Annotated in this window: 17 protein-coding genes and 2 tRNA genes; 12 read left to right on the top strand and 7 right to left on the bottom strand. The window is 66.4% G+C overall.

Annotation, left to right across the window (positions count from 1 at the left end):
- Window positions 1-33: 33 nt before the first annotated feature.
- The 4 genes from AC1DVA_RS09745 to AC1DVA_RS09760 form a co-directional block, all read right to left on the bottom strand.
- Window positions 34-255 carry a hypothetical protein gene (locus tag AC1DVA_RS09745; RefSeq protein WP_476805761.1) on the bottom strand — a complete coding sequence of 74 codons (222 nt, stop codon included), beginning with the start codon at window positions 253-255 and terminating at the stop codon, window positions 34-36.
- Between the two features lie 177 nt (window positions 256-432).
- Window positions 433-1,983, bottom strand: coding sequence for a DHA2 family efflux MFS transporter permease subunit (locus AC1DVA_RS09750; RefSeq protein WP_476805762.1), 1,551 nt, complete (start codon window positions 1,981-1,983; stop codon window positions 433-435).
- A complete protein-coding gene (locus AC1DVA_RS09755) occupies window positions 1,976-3,193 on the bottom strand; it encodes an HlyD family secretion protein (RefSeq protein WP_476805763.1) in 1,218 nt (405 codons plus the stop codon). Before AC1DVA_RS09755 ends, AC1DVA_RS09750 begins: the two co-directional genes overlap by 8 nt.
- 25 nt (window positions 3,194-3,218) lie before the next feature.
- On the bottom strand, window positions 3,219-3,689 hold the full coding sequence (locus AC1DVA_RS09760; RefSeq protein WP_476805764.1) for a MarR family winged helix-turn-helix transcriptional regulator: 471 nt from the start codon (window positions 3,687-3,689) through the stop codon (window positions 3,219-3,221).
- Between the two features lie 174 nt (window positions 3,690-3,863).
- On the opposite strand from AC1DVA_RS09760, the gene AC1DVA_RS09765 reads away from it, so the two are divergent.
- From AC1DVA_RS09765 to AC1DVA_RS09780, 4 genes are all read left to right on the top strand, one after another.
- Window positions 3,864-5,567 carry an alpha/beta hydrolase gene (locus AC1DVA_RS09765; protein WP_476805765.1) on the top strand — a complete coding sequence of 568 codons (1,704 nt, stop codon included), beginning with the start codon at window positions 3,864-3,866 and terminating at the stop codon, window positions 5,565-5,567.
- Window positions 5,568-5,870: 303 nt separating this feature from the next.
- Window positions 5,871-6,305, top strand: coding sequence for a hypothetical protein (locus AC1DVA_RS09770; RefSeq protein ID WP_265053853.1), 435 nt, complete (start codon window positions 5,871-5,873; stop codon window positions 6,303-6,305).
- A gap of 16 nt (window positions 6,306-6,321) precedes the next feature.
- The gene (locus AC1DVA_RS09775; RefSeq protein ID WP_476805766.1) at window positions 6,322-6,948 is read left to right on the top strand and encodes a L,D-transpeptidase; all 627 of its coding nucleotides are present in this window, start codon (window positions 6,322-6,324) and stop codon (window positions 6,946-6,948) included.
- A 41-nt stretch (window positions 6,949-6,989) separates the two neighbouring features.
- Window positions 6,990-8,021 (top strand): amino acid ABC transporter substrate-binding protein, encoded by a 1,032-nt coding sequence (locus AC1DVA_RS09780; protein WP_476805767.1) that lies wholly within the window; start codon window positions 6,990-6,992, stop codon window positions 8,019-8,021.
- A 104-nt stretch (window positions 8,022-8,125) separates the two neighbouring features.
- Here AC1DVA_RS09780 and AC1DVA_RS09785 read toward each other — a convergent pair.
- A tRNA-Tyr gene (locus tag AC1DVA_RS09785) sits at window positions 8,126-8,210 on the bottom strand.
- A 164-nt stretch (window positions 8,211-8,374) separates the two neighbouring features.
- The gene (locus tag AC1DVA_RS09790) at window positions 8,375-8,929 is read right to left on the bottom strand and encodes an AAA family ATPase (protein ID WP_476805768.1); all 555 of its coding nucleotides are present in this window, start codon (window positions 8,927-8,929) and stop codon (window positions 8,375-8,377) included.
- A gap of 114 nt (window positions 8,930-9,043) precedes the next feature.
- Here AC1DVA_RS09790 and rlmB point away from each other — a divergent pair, with 114 nt between their 5' ends.
- Window positions 9,044-9,847 carry a 23S rRNA (guanosine(2251)-2'-O)-methyltransferase RlmB gene (rlmB, locus tag AC1DVA_RS09795; protein WP_476805769.1) on the top strand — a complete coding sequence of 268 codons (804 nt, stop codon included), beginning with the start codon at window positions 9,044-9,046 and terminating at the stop codon, window positions 9,845-9,847.
- Window positions 9,848-9,853: 6 nt separating this feature from the next.
- Here the strand turns inward: rlmB and AC1DVA_RS09800 are convergent, their stop codons facing one another.
- Window positions 9,854-10,375: a hypothetical protein gene (locus AC1DVA_RS09800; RefSeq protein WP_476805770.1), complete on the bottom strand. Its 522-nt coding sequence runs from the start codon at window positions 10,373-10,375 to the stop codon at window positions 9,854-9,856.
- Window positions 10,376-10,691: 316 nt separating this feature from the next.
- Between AC1DVA_RS09800 and AC1DVA_RS09805 the strand changes: the two genes are divergently transcribed.
- The 7 genes from AC1DVA_RS09805 to AC1DVA_RS09835 all read left to right on the top strand — a co-directional run bounded on the left by AC1DVA_RS09805 (window position 10,692) and on the right by AC1DVA_RS09835 (window position 15,339).
- Window positions 10,692-12,350, top strand: coding sequence for an MFS transporter (locus AC1DVA_RS09805; protein WP_476805771.1), 1,659 nt, complete (start codon window positions 10,692-10,694; stop codon window positions 12,348-12,350).
- Window positions 12,351-12,538: 188 nt separating this feature from the next.
- Window positions 12,539-12,613, top strand: a tRNA-Thr gene (locus AC1DVA_RS09810).
- Window positions 12,614-12,658: 45 nt separating this feature from the next.
- The gene (locus tag AC1DVA_RS09815; RefSeq protein ID WP_476805772.1) at window positions 12,659-12,940 is read left to right on the top strand and encodes a hypothetical protein; all 282 of its coding nucleotides are present in this window, start codon (window positions 12,659-12,661) and stop codon (window positions 12,938-12,940) included.
- Between the two features lie 393 nt (window positions 12,941-13,333).
- Entirely contained in the window at window positions 13,334-13,696 is a 363-nt protein-coding gene (locus tag AC1DVA_RS09820; protein ID WP_476805773.1) for a hypothetical protein, read from the top strand.
- Window positions 13,697-13,800: 104 nt separating this feature from the next.
- On the top strand, window positions 13,801-14,088 hold the full coding sequence (locus AC1DVA_RS09825) for a hypothetical protein (RefSeq protein WP_476805774.1): 288 nt from the start codon (window positions 13,801-13,803) through the stop codon (window positions 14,086-14,088).
- 257 nt (window positions 14,089-14,345) lie between these two features.
- Window positions 14,346-14,738, top strand: a complete 393-nt coding sequence (locus tag AC1DVA_RS09830; protein ID WP_476805775.1) for a hypothetical protein — start codon at window positions 14,346-14,348, stop codon at window positions 14,736-14,738.
- Window positions 14,739-14,874: 136 nt separating this feature from the next.
- Window positions 14,875-15,339, top strand: coding sequence for a hypothetical protein (locus AC1DVA_RS09835; protein ID WP_476805776.1), 465 nt, complete (start codon window positions 14,875-14,877; stop codon window positions 15,337-15,339).
- Window positions 15,340-15,521: the final 182 nt, after the last annotated feature.

The following is a 15,521-nucleotide window of genomic DNA, read 5'->3' on the forward strand; positions in this document are numbered from 1 at the left end:
CGTCCCGCCCGCTCCTTGGAAGAGTCGCTTCTCTCAGGCGAAAAGACGCCAGATCGCGCGCCCGAGCCATGCGACCCAGCCGAGCGTGAGCGCCAGCACCGCGACGATGGTGCCGACGATCAGAGACCGCCCGACGATGAGGCTCGCGATGCTTTCATGAATATCGGCGCCGTTGTCGTTCGCCGCCTGCGGCGCCCGATCCGGGCCGGAGATGCGAAATGGCACCGGAATTGGCTGCACGCGCTCTGGTCGCATGACACTGGCTCGTAGCGTTAAAATTGCGTTAACTCGATATGGTCGAAGATGACTGAAATCGATCCGCAAAAAAAGCTCAAGGTAAATTTCCGCTCAAGTTTATCGCAACGCGGTTAACGCTGCGGCATGCCGCGTCGGCACGCAAGCGCCGCGCCCAAGACCGCCGCGGGCAAAAGCTTACTCCATGACGATTGCATGATCGTCGGCCGGCGCCGCCTGCTGGCGCGGCGTGCGCAGCAGCGCCAGGAATGGCAGCGCGGCAAGGCACAGGATCATCAACAGCTTGAAGTCGTCGATGTAGGAGATGATCGTCGCCTGGCGTGTGACCACCTCGTCGAGCGCGGCGCGGCCGGCGAGCTTGAGCGGGTCCCAGGCCTCCCTGATTGCCGGGATGTCGAAGATGCGGTTGAACGGCGTGACGTAGTTCGCGATTTCCGCGTGGTTCACCTGCACGTTGCGGGTGAGCAGATAGGCCACGAGCGAGATGCCGACGCTGGAGCCGATATTGCGCGACAGGTTGTAGAGGCCGGTGCCGTCGCCACGATATTCCGCCGGCAGCGTTGCGAAGGTGATCGTCGTGAGCGGCACGAACAAAAGCCCGAGCCCCGCCCCCTGCAGGAAGCCGGTCAGCATGATCGTCTGCTGCGAAACGTCCGGCGTCCAGCCGGACATGTCGTACATCGCCCAGGCGCTGACCAGCAGGCCGGAGCCGAGCAGGATGCGCGTATCGACCTTGCCGATCAGCTTCCCCACCAGGAACATGCAGGCCATGGTGCCCAGCCCGCGCGGCCCCATGACGATGCCGGCCGTCACCACCGGATAACCCATCAGCGTCTGCAGATAGGGCGTCATCAGCGCCAGCGACGCCAGATAGCAGATGCCGACGATGAAGATGAAGATCAGCCCGACGCAGAAATTGCGGTCGAGGAAGAGCCGCGGCTTGATGAAGGAATTTTCTGCCGTGAAGGTGTGCACCACCAGGATGTAGAGCGCCGCGACGAAGACCGTCGCCTCGACGATGATCTCGAACGAGTCGAACCAGTCGAGCTGGGCGCCGCGATCGAGGAAGAGTTGCAGCGAACCGATCGCGATGCTGAGCGCGCCGAAGCCGATCCAGTCCAGCTTCGCCGCCGCGCTCGACTTGGTTTCCGAGACGAAGATCGAGACGCCCGCCAGCGCCAGGATGCCGAGCGGCAGGTTGATGTAGAAGACCCAGCGCCAGGAGATGTTCTCGGTCAGCCAGCCGCCGATCACCGGCCCCAGCACCGGCCCGACCATCACCGAGACGCCGAACAGCGCCATCGCCGAGCCGCGCTCCTCGGGCGTGTAGATGTCGAGCAGGATGCTCTGCGACAGCGGCACCAGCGCCGCGCCGAAGAAGCCCTGCATCAAACGGAAACCGACGATCTGCGGCAGCGACTGCGCGGCGCCGCACAGGATCGAGGCGACGACGAAGCCGATGATCGCCACGGACAGCACGCGCTTGCGCCCGAAGCGGGAGGCCAGGAAACCCGAAGGCGGCGTCATGATCGCCGCGGCGACGATGTAGGAGGTCAGGACCCAGTTGATCTGGTCCGCGCTGGCCGAGACGCTGCCCTGGATATAGGGCAACGCGACATTGGCGATCGTCGTGTCCAGCGCCTGCATGATCACCGCGAGGATGACGCAGGCGGTGATGGCGCCGCGGTTGGCGACCGGGGTCACCGCCGCGGCGACGGCGCTAGCCATGGTTGTTCTCGGTCTTCTTGCTCATGCCGAAAGCCGAGCCGATGAAATCCGGCAGGCCGCGCGCATGGCCGGTATCGATGTCGAGCGTCACGCTCATGCCTGCGCGCAGTTGCGGCCGCTCTGGCGGCGTCTCGATCTTCACGCGCATGGCGATGCGCTGGACGACCTTGACCCAGTTGCCGCTGGTGTTCTGCGCCGGCAACAGGGAGAAGCTCGCGGCCGAAGCCGGGCTGATGCTGTCGACCGTGCCGCTCCAGCTCGCGCCCGGATAGCTGTCGACATAGATCTCGGCCTTCTGGCCCGGGCGGACCCAGGTCAGCTCGGTCTCCTTGGGATTCGCCTGGATCCAGACATGGTCGGTGGAAACCAGACTGAAGGCGTTGGTCGCCTCCGCCAGATATTGCCCCTTCTGCAGCGAGGGCACGTTGGTGACGATGCCGTCCATCGGCGCGCGCACTACCGTATGATCGAGCTGGCGGGCGGCCTCCGCGCGGGCGGCGACGGAATCTCGGTAGCGTGGGTGTTCCTCGACCGGCGCATCCGGCTTGCCGTTCAGATTGGCGGCGATGCCGGCGAGCTGGTTCTGCAACTGCACCAGCTTCTGCTGCGCGCCGTCGAGGTCGTGCTTGGCCTGGTCGTAGGTCGCCTGCGACGCGACGGACTTCGTGGCGAGGTCCTGCTGGCGCTTGAACGCGGTCTGGTAGAAGGCGATGTCGCTCTCGGCCTGGGCAATCTGGCTCTGCATGCCCTTGTAGCTCGTCTTCAGCGCTTCGAGATCGTTGCGGACCACGCCGATCTGCGCATCAGCCCGTTCGAGTGCGAAGCGGAACGGCTTGTCGTCGAGCCTGAAGAGCGTGTCGCCGGCCTTCACCGGCTGATTGTCGCGGACATCGACCTCGCTGACGATCCCGGCGACGTCGGTGGAGAGGCCCACGATATCGGCCTGCAGATAGGCGTTGTCGGTCGACATCACCTGGCCGCCGCTCACATAATAATATCCGCCCGCGATCAGTGCGATCGGCAGCAGCGCGAACAGGACCTGGCGCTTGCGATTGCGCGCGGGACGCGCTGCCGTAGGCGCGGACGCGATGACCGGCGCGGCCTCGGACGCCTTCGCGACGGGCGCGGATTGCTGCGCCCCCTTCGCGTCCGCCGCGCGGCGGATCTCGGTCACATTGTCGCGTGGCTCAGGCTCGGGCACGGTTTCCATGCCTGCTTCGGTCTTCCTGACGGCGTCATCCATTGCGGGCCTGCCCTTCGGCCGCCGGCGACTGGCAGGCGGCTGCGAGATTCGTCTTCATGGTTTCGAGGAGGTCGAGAAGCCGCGCCCGCTCCGCTTCCGGAATGGCGCCGAAGGCCTCGGCCCGGGTGATCTCGCCGAGGCCCCGCATCTCGTCGAGCTTCGGCCCCGCCTTTTCCGTCAGATAGAGCTGCCAGACCCGCCGGTCGGTCGGATGGGCCTTTCGCTCGACAAGCCCGCAGCCCTCCAGCTTGTCGACGATCCGGCCGACCGTGATCGGCTCGACATCGATGAGCTCGGCGAGCGCCCCCTGCTGGATGCCGGCATTCCGGTCGAGATAGGCAAGCACCTGCCATTGCGAGCGCGTTAGCCCGGTGTCTCGGGCGTTCTGCTCGAAGCGCTTGCGCAGCAGCCGCGCGACGTCGTGCAGGAGGAAGCCCACGGTCGGCGGCGGCTTGGTAGGCATGCTTGTCATAAGCATGTATATAATATTTTGGTACAGCTACGTGCAACCGCCTAGACCGCAACCCTCCGTCGCTTCACTTGCATTGCCAGCGCAGACATGCGGCGACTACGCTTTGCCGATCGGAACATTGGCGGCGAAGCGCCCGGAATGATCCGAGCGAGGGGATAAGCGGTCGTGACGCGTTGGATTCGCAGGCAGTTGTCGTCGTTGTCGGGCGTAGGATTGGTTCTGGGAACGCTGCTTTTCGCAGCTGCTCTGACGCCGACCCTCGTGCCGCGCAGCTATCTCACGCAGGGCGCGCTCGCCGGCATCTGCTTTGCGATCGGTTATGGCCTCGGCGTGCTGTCGCGACAGCTCTGGCGCTATCTCGAACTGCCGAAGCCGTCCGACCGACTGCGGCGGCCAACCAATGCGGTGGCCCTTCTGCTGTCCCTGCTGATCGCACTGCTCTTCCTGTGGAAGGCGGCGGAATGGCAGAACTCCGTCCGCGCCGTCTTCGACCTGCCTCATCTGCCGAGCTCGCACCCGACCAAGCTCTGCCTCGTGGCATTCGCGACCTTCGCGCTCGCGCTGGTCATCGCGCGCCTGTTCAAGCGGCTGGCCGGCTGGCTGGTTGGCATCATCAGGCGTTTCATACCACCTCGGCTCGCCACAGCGATCGGCATCGGCCTGGCAGCGCTGCTGTTCTGGTCGCTGGCGAGCAACGTGCTGGCGAGCGCGGTCTTCCGCGTGCTGGATTCGTCCTATCGCGAATTGGATGCCCGGCTCGAACCCGAGCGTGCGCAGCCGACCGATCCCAAGAAGACCGGCAGCCCGGCCTCCCTCGTCAGCTGGCGAGAACTCGGCCGCGCCGGCCGCGAGTTCATCGCCGCCGGGCCGAGCGCCGAACGAATCGGAACGCAGACCGGGCATCCTGCCCAGGAACCGATCCGGGTCTATGTCGGATTGCGGGGCGCCGAGACGCCGGAGGCGCGCGCGAAGCTGGCGCTGGAGGAGCTCAAGCGCGTCGGCGGCTTCGCGCGTTCGACGCTCATCGTCGTCACGCCGACCGGCACGGGCTGGGTCGACCCCTCGGCGATGAACGCGCTCGAATATCTTCGCGATGGCGACGTCGCCAGCGTCGCGGTGCAGTACTCCTATCTCAGCAGCCCCCTATCCTTGCTGACCCAGCCCGAATACGGCGCCGAGACCGCCCGCGCGCTCTTCCGCGAGATCTACCGCCACTGGACGGCGCTGCCACACGATGCACGTCCGAAGCTCTACCTGCACGGCCTCAGCCTCGGGGCGATGAACTCCGAGAAATCCGCCGAGCTGTTCGAGATGATCGGGGACCCGATCGACGGCGCGCTCTGGAGCGGCCCACCTTTCGAAACCCCGGGCTGGCGCTCGATCACCGAGGCCCGCAACCCCGGGACGCCGCAATGGCTCCCGGAATTCCGCGACGGGCGCGTGGTCCGCTTCATGAACCATAACGGCCCGACCGTACCGGCGGATCGCCCGTGGGGGCCGATGCGGCTGGTCTATCTCCAGTATGCGAGCGATCCGATCGTCTTCTTCGACTACCGGGATGCCTATCGGCAGCCGGCCTGGATGCAGTCGCCGCGTGGCCCCGACGTTTCGTCCGAGCTGCGCTGGTACCCGGTCGTCACCATGCTGCAGCTGGCGCTCGACATGGCCGTCGCGACAAGCACCCCCATGGGCTACGGGCATGTCTATGCACCGGAGCACTATGTCGAAGGCTGGACGGCCGTCCTCGGCACCGGGCGCTGGTCGGCGGAGAAACTGGCGGCCCTGAAGCAGCATCTGGCGGCGCAGGCCAGAGCTCCGGCCGGCACGGATGCATCCAAGGACAACGCCTATGACAACAGGGGCGGATAGGGTTGCAGACGAGCACAAGCATAATTGGGGCTTGATCCCGATCGCGTTTGCGGCTGTGCTGTCGAAATCGCTACCGTATCTCTGGCCAGGGGGCCGCCAGGACGCCGATGAACGCCGAGCGATCAGCCGCTGCAAGATCGATCGCCCGGCAATGCTCCTTTAGCCATCGCGCAGCCGCTCGCCTGACACCACGACGCATCGCTTCGACTTTGACTGCACCGTGATGGAGGACCGATGAGACAGATTGGGTTTAGGGCCGGCGGTGCTGGTTTCGGGGTCGCGTCTCTCGGAGGGAGCGTTCTGGTGGCGCTGCTGCTGGCGGGCTGCGGCGGTGGCGAGGGGCTCTCGCCCCTGGCGAGCGCGACGCAAAGCGCCCCTGCGCCGACCAATGTCACCCGTGACGCCCTTATAGGGCGCTGGGGGATCGCCTCCTTCCACACGGAGAAGGACCGCAAGCGCACCGAGTCGGAAGCGCGGGCGCAGTGCAACCAGCCCTACACGATCGCCAAGGGTGCCGGCGACGGGGTGATGATGCATGTCGCCGATGACCCCAAGCCCTATGAGCTCAGGCTCAAGGCCGGGGCTGGCGGCAGGACCTTCCTCGGCTTCGAGGCGCCGGCAGGCGACCCGCAGGACCGCGAGCTGCTCTCGGTCAAGCCGAACGAACTGGTGATGCGCTTCGTCGATCCCGATGCGCACCGGCGTTACGGCACCTTCATCTTCATCCGCTGCCGCTGACCGGAGCTGACGAGACATGATCCTCTCCCGCAAGACCCTTCCCGGTTTCGTCGCGGCCGGATTCGTTATGACGGCCCTGCTTGGCGGCGCCCTGGCGCAGCCTCGCCCGCCTGGGGCGATGAAGGAGACAATGGAGATCGGCGACGAACCCGGCCGCGTCTCCACCGAGGAGGTCAGCATCACCGACGGGCCCTATGCCCGCCAGATGGTGCTGTTCCGCTCCAGCGAGCCGGCGGGCACGGTCGTGATCCATTCGGGCGAGCGCTTCCTCTACATCGTCCAGGGCAATAACCGCGCCCTGCGCTACGGCATCGGCGTCGGCCGCGAGGGCTTCACCTGGTCCGGACAGGTCCAGGTCAGCCGCAAGGCCGAGTGGCCGGATTGGCGCCCGCCGCCGGAGATGCTGCAGCGTCAGCCCTATCTGCCGCGTTTCATGGCCGGCGGCCCGGGTAATCCGATGGGCGCGCGCGCCCTCTATCTCGGCTCGACGGTGTTCCGCATCCACGGCACCAACCAGCCCGAGACCATCGGAGAGGCGATCTCGTCCGGCTGCTTCCGGCTCGCCAACGGCGACATCGTCGATCTCTACGAGCGCGTCCCGCTCGGGACCAAAGTGATCATCCGCCACAAGGCCACGCTGTGACCGGCGCCATCGGCAGCCACATCCTAAGGGGGAAGAATGCGATGTCGAAGGCCTCATGGTTTCGCCTGCCCGGCCTTGCTGCCGGCGCTGCGCTCGCAGCCGTCCTCGTCGCGCCGGCGATGGCCGGCACGCTCGATACGGTGAAGCAGCGCGGCACGCTTCAATGCGGCGTCAGCGAGGGTGTGCTCGGCTTCTCCGCCAAGGACGCGCAAGGCAACTGGAGCGGCTTCGACGTCGACTTCTGCCGCGCCGTCGCAGCCGCGATTCTCGGTGATCCCGGCAAGGTCGCCTTCACGCCGCTCTCCGCCAGCGAGCGCTTCGACGCGCTGAAGGCCAGCAAGGTCGATCTGCTCGCACGCAACTCGACCTGGACGCTCGGCCGCGAAGCGGAGCTGGGGCTCGCATTCGCGGGTATCACCTATCATGACGGCCAGGGCTTCCTGGCGAAGCGCTCTTTGAAGGTCGACAGCGCACTGTCCCTCGACAAGGCGAAGATCTGCGTCGAGGCCGGGACGACGACACAGCTCAACCTCGCCGACTTCTTCAAGGCCAATTCCATGACCTATGAGGAGAAGGTGTTTCCGAGCGCAGCAGAGGCCTTTTCAGCCTTCGAGGGCGGCCAATGCGATGTGCTGACCCGCGACCAATCGGCCCTGCACGGCGAGCGCGTCCGGCTGGCAAAGCCCGCCGAGGCGATCGTGCTGCCGGACGTGATCTCGAAGGAGCCGCTCGGACCCGTCGTGCGCTCGGACGACTTCCCCTGGTTCAACGTGGTGAAATGGGTGAACTTCGCCCTGGTCAACGCGGAGGAACTCGGCATCGCCACCGCCAATGTCGACGAGGCCCTGAAGTCGCAGAAGCCCGATGTGCGTCGCTTCACCGGCGCCGAAGGCGGCTTCGGCAAGGCGATGGGGCTTGATGCCGACTGGGCGGTCCGCGCCGTCAAGGCGACCGGCAACTACGCCGAGATCTACGAGCGCAACCTCGGCACCGGCTCGAAGCTCGCCATCCCGCGCGGCCTCAACCAGCTCTGGAGCATGGGCGGCGTGCTCTACGCTCCGCCGCTCCGGTAAACGCCGGGCGTCTCGCATAGCTCGATCGGGCGTCGCCGAATCTGGCGACGCCGTTCCGGCGCGGGGTCCGAAAGCCGATCGATATCAGATCTTTAGGAGAGAGGTGGTGGGGGAAGCAGGACTCGAACCTGCGAAGGCATAGCCAGCGGATTTACAGTCCGCCCCCTTTGCCGCTCGGGACATTCCCCCGCCTGCGCCCTCGATCGGCTCAGCGAGCCGAGGGCCACCGATATGTCACTTTCGCGACGACCGGCAGGCGCGGCCGGACTTATGGTGACCGGGCCGCGCCCTGTCAACGGCAAAACGACCGGAGGCGCGAATTCGTTGTGAGGCGCCCATGAGCCGGAATTCGCTCAGGCCGCGGTGCCGAGACGCTTCAGCATGAAATCGATGCGGGCTTCGACGCTGTCACAGGGCAATTCGACGAGATCGTAGCCAAAGCGCGGATAGGTCCGGGCCATGGCCTCGCAGGTCCGCTCGGCCTCCGCGAAATCCTGCCTCCGCTCCGCATCCTGCCCGAAGATGTCGCGCCAGGGCGGAGCGATGAAGACCGTGCTGCGATAACGGAAGCGCTGCGCCGCCTCCTCGATAGGCTCAGGCACCGGCAGGCCACACAATGCGAGATAGCCCGCGATATCGGGCAGGCCCCGGTCGAAGAACACCAGCCCGCTTTGCCGGCGCGCTTCGTCATGACTGCGCAGATCCGCCGCGAGCATCAGCTCGGCGAATGCAGCACGGTCTTTCCAGGGCAATCCCTCGCCGCCGATCGCCTGCTGCTCGCGGATGATCGCCCGGCCGGCCTCCGGCCGTGTGGCGTGTCCGAGCCCTGCCAGCGCCTCGATCAGCGTCGTCTTTCCCGATCCGGGCCCTCCAGTGATCACGATCAGCCGGTCGGTCTCGCTTGTCATGATCTGTCCTTTCCTCTGCGATCCATCTTGGGAGATCCGCCTTGGCCGGGCGCTTCGCACTGGCCAAGCGCGCCGCGCCATGGCACGGCAATCCGGTGAATTCTGGAGAATGCGATGGCCCCGCCATTTCGCCCGAAACAAGCCCGGCCTGCGGGCGGCAGACCCGGCAACGCCCGCCGCACCGGAGCCCCGCCGCCGCATCGCCCCGGCGACATCGACGAGGCCGTGCTCTATGGCGTCCATCCCGTCGTCGAGGCCCTGCGCAACCCGCAACGCCATCACCGGCGCCTGCTCGCGACCGAGAACGGGCTGCGGCGCCTGGAGGAGCAGGTCGGCACGCTGCCGCTCGAGCCGGAGATCGTGCGCCCCTCCGAGATAGACCGCCTGCTGACGCCCGATTCGGTGCATCAGGGCCTCTATCTCGTCTGCGATCCCCTGCCCTCGCCCGAGCTCGACAGCCTGTCGGACGATGCGGTCGTGCTGGCGCTCGACCAGATCACCGATCCGCATAATGTCGGCGCCATCCTGCGTTCGGCCGCGGCATTCGGCGCGGCAGCCGTCATCGTCACCATCCGCCATTCGCCGGCCGCGACCGGCGTTCTCGCGAAATCGGCCTCCGGAGCCTTGGAGCATGTGCCGCTCATCGCCGTGCGCAATCTCGGCGATGCGCTGGACACGCTGGGCGCCCGCGGCTTCCTGCGCATCGGCTTCGATTCGGATGGCGATGTGGCGCTCGACGATGTCGCGCTGGGGCGGCCCCTCGTCATGGTGATGGGCGCCGAGGGCAAGGGCCTGAGACAGCGCACGCGCGAACTCTGCGACCATGTCGCGCGGCTCGAAGTGCCCGGCGCGATCACCAGCCTCAACGTCTCCAACGCCACGGCGATCGCGCTCTATGTCGCGAGTCGCCAGCCCTGACAGCCGTCAGCGGCGCGGCACCGTCAGCAGGAGCGCGCCCGTCTCGGCATGTGCGAAACGGCTGCGTGCGCCGTCTCGCGCATCGTCGGCACCGGCGATCCGGATGACCCGGGCCACCGGACGCGAGCGCGGGCCCTCGAGACGATAGATCGTCGGCTCCGGCGTGGGCGAGGGCCGGATGCCGGCTCGCGGCATCAGGTTCTCGAAGGCGTATGGATCGATCGGCTTCGGTGCCTCGACCTGCCGTTCGATGACGGTGACGCCGCCGGACGCCGTGTCGAAACCGGGCCAGGCCCAGGGATAGTCGAAGCCGCCCCAGCCCAGCTGGCGATGATGCCGGCCATAGGCCCTGCGATCCGCACCACGCCAGGGCCGGACGCCCGGGTGAGGATGGGCGAGGCCCGGCCGCCCGTGGCCAATGCCGACCGGCGCTGCGGGCCCGAAGCTGCGCCCGGCCGCGAACACGCTCGTCGACAGCGTGGCCGCGACGAAAAAACTGCAGGATAGGGTGATGGCAAGCCGCAGCATCGCGCGTCTCCTCGACCGCATCTCGTCAGGCCTCCCGAAGCCGAGTATAGTGGGTTTGCGCGTGCAGGAAAGCCACTGCTTTTCCACAGCTAACCGCCTCTCCCCGCCCCGCCGATAGTCTTAAGACGAACGGTGCAAGACCAAGTGCTTGATTGCCCTGCGACAATCAGGCGCGCAAACCTTCGGTCCAGGCTGGCATGGCAGGATTCGTCCTCCGGCCGGCAGCGCGCTCATCGCCACGTCAGAAACGCGAGACGCGCGGAACGAAGCGGCCGGGACATCCCGGCTTGGAATTTCACCAGGGGAGACAAGCGCCATGAGCATGGCATCGCAGACATCGGGGTCGGCCGCAGCGCCGCGCCCGATGACCAAGGAAGAAAGGAAGGTCATCATCGCCTCGTCGGCCGGAACGGTCTTCGAGTGGTATGACTTCTACCTGGCAGGCTCGCTCGCCGCCAACATCGCCCAGACCTTCGTGCCCGGCGACAACGACACGGCGAAGTTCATCTTCGTGCTGTTCGGTTTCGCCGCCGGCTTCGCGGTCCGCCCGTTCGGCGCGCTGTTCTTCGGCCGCCTCGGCGACATGATCGGCCGCAAATACACCTTCCTCGTGACGATGACCGTCATGGGCCTCGCGACCTTCGTCGTCGGCCTGCTCCCGAGCTTCGCGACGATCGGCTATCTCGCGCCCACGGCCTTCATCATCTGCCGCCTGCTGCAGGGCCTCGCGCTCGGTGGCGAATACGGCGGTGCCGCGACCTATGTCGCAGAGCACGCCCCGATGGGCCGCCGTGGCTTCTACACCTCCTGGATTCAGACGACCGCGACGGTCGGCCTGTTCCTATCGCTGATCGTCATCCTCGGCCTGCGCCTCAGCATGTCGCCGGAGGCTTTCGCCGCCTGGGGCTGGCGCATTCCGTTCCTGCTCTCGATCATCCTGCTCGGCTTCTCGATCTGGATCCGTCTCCAGCTCGCCGAATCGCCGGCCTTCGTGAAGATGAAGGAAGAGGGCACGCACTCGAAGGCGCCGCTCCGCGAGGCCTTCGGCAACTGGGAGAATGCCAAGATCGGCCTCATCGCCCTGTTCGGCGGCACCGCCGGCCAGGCCGTCGTCTGGTACACCGGCCAGTTCTACGCGTTGTTCTTCCTGACGCAGACGCTGAAGATCGACGGCACCACCGCCAACCTGCTGATCGCGCTCTCGCTGCTCGCCGGCACGCCGTTCTTCATCCTCTTCGGCTGGCTCTCGGACAAGATCGGCCGCAAGCCCATCCTGCTCGCCGGCTGCCTGATCGCGGCGCTGACCTACTTCCCGCTGTTCACGATGCTCGCGAACACGGCCAACCCGAAGCTGATCGCGGCCACCGACAACGTGAAGCTGGTCCTCACCTCCGATCCGGCGCAGTGCGGCACGCTCTTCGACCCCGTCGGCGTGCGGACCTTCACCAAGCCGTGCGACGTCGTCCGCCGTACCCTGGCCACCAACTCGATCCACTACGATCTGGTACCCGGACCGGCCGGCTCGCCGCTCAAGGCGACCATCAACGGTGCGGATGCGCCTGTCGGCGCTGCCGAGCTCGTCGCCGCCGCCCAGACCGCCGGCTATCCGAAGGCTGGTGACGCCACGATCCTGAAGACGCCCTCCATCGGCCAGGTGCTGACCGACGGCCGCGCCATGAAGGCAGTGGGCATCCTCTTCGTGCTCGTCCTCTTCGTTACGATGGTCTACGGCCCGATCGCGGCCCTGCTGGTCGAACTCTTCCCGACCCGCATCCGCTACTCCGGCATGTCGCTGCCCTACCACATCGGCAATGGCTGGTTCGGTGGCTTCCTGCCCCCGACGGCCTTCGCCATCGTGGCGGCCAGCGGCAACATCTTCTCCGGCCTGTGGTATCCGATCATCGTGGCGCTCGGCACCTTCGTGATCGGCCTGCTGTTCCTGCCGGAAACCAAGAACCGCGACATCCTGAAGTGATCATCGCCTGACGGCGATCCTGGCCCCGCCTCGGTTGAGGCGGGGCTTTTTCGTTTTAAGTACCCGGAAAGTCGGGGGGAGGCCGAGCATCGCGCTTGCCCTCGGGGCCATCCGCTGATAACCGCTGCACCGATTGCTTGCGCCGTCCGCGAGCGATCCGGTCCAGCCCCGAAACTGGACGCCACGGCGCCGGCGTAGCACAGCGGTAGTGCAGCGGTTTTGTAAACCGAAGGTCGGGAGTTCGATCCTCTCCGCCGGCACCAGCCATCCTTCGGGTAACCGGCAAGCATCGCGTCGAGGAAGCGGGAATGGCAAAGCGAACGAAATCCAAAGCGCTCGACACCGAGTTCACCATGTTCGACGTCGTCTATGAGGATGGCTCCCGAACCTCCAACCGGCGGGTGCCAACCGCATTGCTCGGCGGCCTGGATGGGGACGAGCCTGCGCGCTCGACGATCATGGAACAGGACCAGGCGATTTCGGAGAAATCCGGCAAGCCACCGCTGGCAATCGCGACCATCATGAGGTCGGGCAAGGTGGTGGTCGAGCAGGATAACCGCAAGGACGACCGCAAGAAGCGCTCGGCATAATTGCGGGCTCCCTGTCGAGTCGCGATGCGACCAGACAGGTTGGATCGATCTGCCTCGGCATCGGGAGCACCAGCGAGCCCGCCAGCCGGTACGGCCTCTTCCTGGCCAAGCGTCAGCTTCCGCGTCACCCGAAGATGGCCTCGCAGCTCTCGCTGTGCGGGCCGTTCGGTCTCGACCAGCTTCCTCGCATAGCCCGACAGGCGCCCCACAGGCCCCTGGAAGCGCGTTAGCCAAGTTGCACCTTCGAGAACTCGTCGCGCGTTTTACTCGCGGTCGCGCGAAGATTAGAGCGCATCTCTCCCTTTAAATCGCGCGCGATGATCTGCTCAACGACAGAGCGCCCTTGGTCGGGTCCTGCCCGCCTCGATCACCCGTCCCCTCGCCCCTGCGGAGATGGATGTCTATCGCGCGCCCTTCCCGACCCGCGAAAGCCGGCTGCCGGTCTGGCGCCTGCCGAACGAGCTACCGATCGAGCGCAAGCCCGCCGATGTCTGGGACCGGCTGAGCGAGGCCCATCGCGCGCTCGCGACCTCGACCTATCGCAAGGTGCTTTTCGCGGGCGAGCCCGGAGCGCTGGTTTCGCCGGCTTTCGGTGCCGCCTTCGCCGCAGGCCTGACGAACTGCAAGTTCGTTCTGCTCGGGGCTGGGCGTCACTATCTCCAGGAGGATCACCCCAAGGCCATCGCCGACAAGGTCGCCAGCGAGATCAGGTCGATTACCGCGATCACCGGGCCGCTTGCCGGCGTCGCAGCTTGAGCTGACTGTGTGGGGCAATGCTGGGCAGGATTGACATCCATCCTGCTCTGGGAACGTTTTGGCGGGCGGAACGGTTATCCGCCTCGCCAGGCCCGGAGGCTTCGATGAAGGTCATCGCTCTCACGCTCGCTCTTGTGCTGAATGCGGGGATCGCGACCGCCCAGTCACGCCCCTCGACCGTCTCGCGCCCCTGCGCCGCGAGCCAGAGCGACGTCCAGACCCAAGGCGCCATCGTCCTCGGCACGGGCGGCTTCACCTATGACCGCTTCGTTCGCGACCGCAGCTTCTGCCAGTTCGACGAGGGCCTCGACCCAGCCTGGGTGCCGAGCCGCGACCGCGACGCCTGCTTTGTCGGCTATCGCTGCAAATCGCAGTCGCGCTGGTTCGATTGATCGCTGCGCCGCCGGCGGAACCTGAGCCACCAATCAACGTTCAGTGTTTGGGGTGACTGCCTTTTCGGGGGGAGGTTCGCATGCGCCGTTCTCTGCTCGTCGCCGCTTCCATCGCACCATTGCTGCTAGCCAGCGCCACGGAGACCTTGTCGCAACCTCGTTACGGAGGCGGCGGTTTTCGTGCCGGCGGATTTCATGGTGGCGGGTTTCATGGCGGCGGGTTTCATGGCGGCGGATTTCGCACCCATGGAATCGGAATGAGAGCCTATGGGGTGCGCCCCGGTTTCCCGGGCTACGGTTCCGGATGGCGCGGCGGATGGGGCGCGCGAGGCGGCTGGTACGGCGCCGGCTTTTATCCGCGCCGCGCTTGGGGCGGGTATTACCCCTACCGGCGCTATTGGGGCGGCGGCTATTATCCTTATTGGGGCGTGGCGTCCGGCCTCGCCACCGCAGCGGTGATCGGCGCCGCGGCCTCCTACCCCGCCTATGGGTATCCTGCCTACCCGGCTTACGAGGTTCTCCCCGCGGCAAGTGGTGCCCAGTGCAGCACGCCGGTGAAGATCTGCACGCTCTATGAGCCTGCTCCGCTCGGCACAGGCTGCTCCTGCAGGGTTCCCGGAGGCCGCGCTCGCGGCAATGTCGAGCCCTGACCGGTCGGATCGAGCCTACCTGCAACGCCGGCCGGAACAGATGGCTGGCCGGCACACATCATTCTGGGGTAGATGTCGGGTTAACAGAGCCGCCATCCGGCGGCCTCATCGCTGCTCGATCCCTATGCGAACCGGAATGGACGACCGGACTTATCTCCTGACATTGGCCGCGCGCTGCGAGACCTCCAGCAAGCCCACAAGGGAGCTGGATGCCGATATCTATGAGGCGCTCGGCTACATCGTGCGGCGCAAGCCGACGCGGCTTGCCACGCGCCGCACGCCGGCCGGCGGCATCTATCAGCACGGCTCTTTCTGGAAGACGCTCGGCGCCGTCAGCGCCGATATCGACGTGGCCGTTTCCCTGCTGCGGCAGAAGGCTCCCAGCTGGAGCTGGAGCCTGCAATGCCTCGCCGGCGATGATCCCATGGCTTTCCAGGCGCTGGTCGCCGACTGCTCGGGCCATGGTGTGATGGGTTCTCTCGCTCTGTGTGCGGCCATGCTGCGCGCCCTCGCCCGTCGCGAACCCGTTGCGCGGGCAGAAACCGAAACCGACCAGATAGCGGCAGTGCCCGCATCGGCTTCCCGCCTCACGGAAACTTGACCCATGGGCAGATCATGGCGGTTGAACAGTCACTTCCCCTCGTTAGTTTGCCTGTGACTTGAGGGGAGAAAACCATGCATGACGTCACTATTTCACGCCGCGCCGCCATCGTCGGCGCGGGTGCTCTCGTTGCCGCTACGACCCTGGACCTTCCCGGGGTTGGTCTGGCCCAAGCCCAAGGA

Source organism: Allobosea sp. P4_C6 (assembly GCF_056402015.1).

Excerpts from the sequence above, each read along its gene's own strand:
- AC1DVA_RS09745 (WP_476805761.1), bottom strand. The coding sequence starts at position 255 with ATGCGACCAGAGCGCGTGCAGCCAATTCCGGTGCCATTTCGCATCTCC.
- AC1DVA_RS09750 (WP_476805762.1), bottom strand. The coding sequence starts at position 1,983 with ATGGCTAGCGCCGTCGCCGCGGCGGTGACCCCGGTCGCCAACCGCGGC.
- AC1DVA_RS09755 (WP_476805763.1), bottom strand. The coding sequence starts at position 3,193 with ATGGAAACCGTGCCCGAGCCTGAGCCACGCGACAATGTGACCGAGATC.
- AC1DVA_RS09760 (WP_476805764.1), bottom strand. The coding sequence starts at position 3,689 with ATGCCTACCAAGCCGCCGCCGACCGTGGGCTTCCTCCTGCACGACGTC.
- AC1DVA_RS09775 (WP_476805766.1), top strand. The coding sequence starts at position 6,322 with ATGATCCTCTCCCGCAAGACCCTTCCCGGTTTCGTCGCGGCCGGATTC.
- AC1DVA_RS09780 (WP_476805767.1), top strand. The coding sequence starts at position 6,990 with ATGTCGAAGGCCTCATGGTTTCGCCTGCCCGGCCTTGCTGCCGGCGCT.
- AC1DVA_RS09790 (WP_476805768.1), bottom strand. The coding sequence starts at position 8,929 with ATGACAAGCGAGACCGACCGGCTGATCGTGATCACTGGAGGGCCCGGA.
- rlmB (WP_476805769.1), top strand. The coding sequence starts at position 9,044 with ATGGCCCCGCCATTTCGCCCGAAACAAGCCCGGCCTGCGGGCGGCAGA.
- AC1DVA_RS09800 (WP_476805770.1), bottom strand. The coding sequence starts at position 10,375 with ATGCTGCGGCTTGCCATCACCCTATCCTGCAGTTTTTTCGTCGCGGCC.
- AC1DVA_RS09805 (WP_476805771.1), top strand. The coding sequence starts at position 10,692 with ATGAGCATGGCATCGCAGACATCGGGGTCGGCCGCAGCGCCGCGCCCG.
- AC1DVA_RS09815 (WP_476805772.1), top strand. The coding sequence starts at position 12,659 with ATGGCAAAGCGAACGAAATCCAAAGCGCTCGACACCGAGTTCACCATG.
- AC1DVA_RS09820 (WP_476805773.1), top strand. The coding sequence starts at position 13,334 with ATGGATGTCTATCGCGCGCCCTTCCCGACCCGCGAAAGCCGGCTGCCG.
- AC1DVA_RS09825 (WP_476805774.1), top strand. The coding sequence starts at position 13,801 with ATGAAGGTCATCGCTCTCACGCTCGCTCTTGTGCTGAATGCGGGGATC.
- AC1DVA_RS09830 (WP_476805775.1), top strand. The coding sequence starts at position 14,346 with ATGAGAGCCTATGGGGTGCGCCCCGGTTTCCCGGGCTACGGTTCCGGA.
- AC1DVA_RS09835 (WP_476805776.1), top strand. The coding sequence starts at position 14,875 with ATGGACGACCGGACTTATCTCCTGACATTGGCCGCGCGCTGCGAGACC.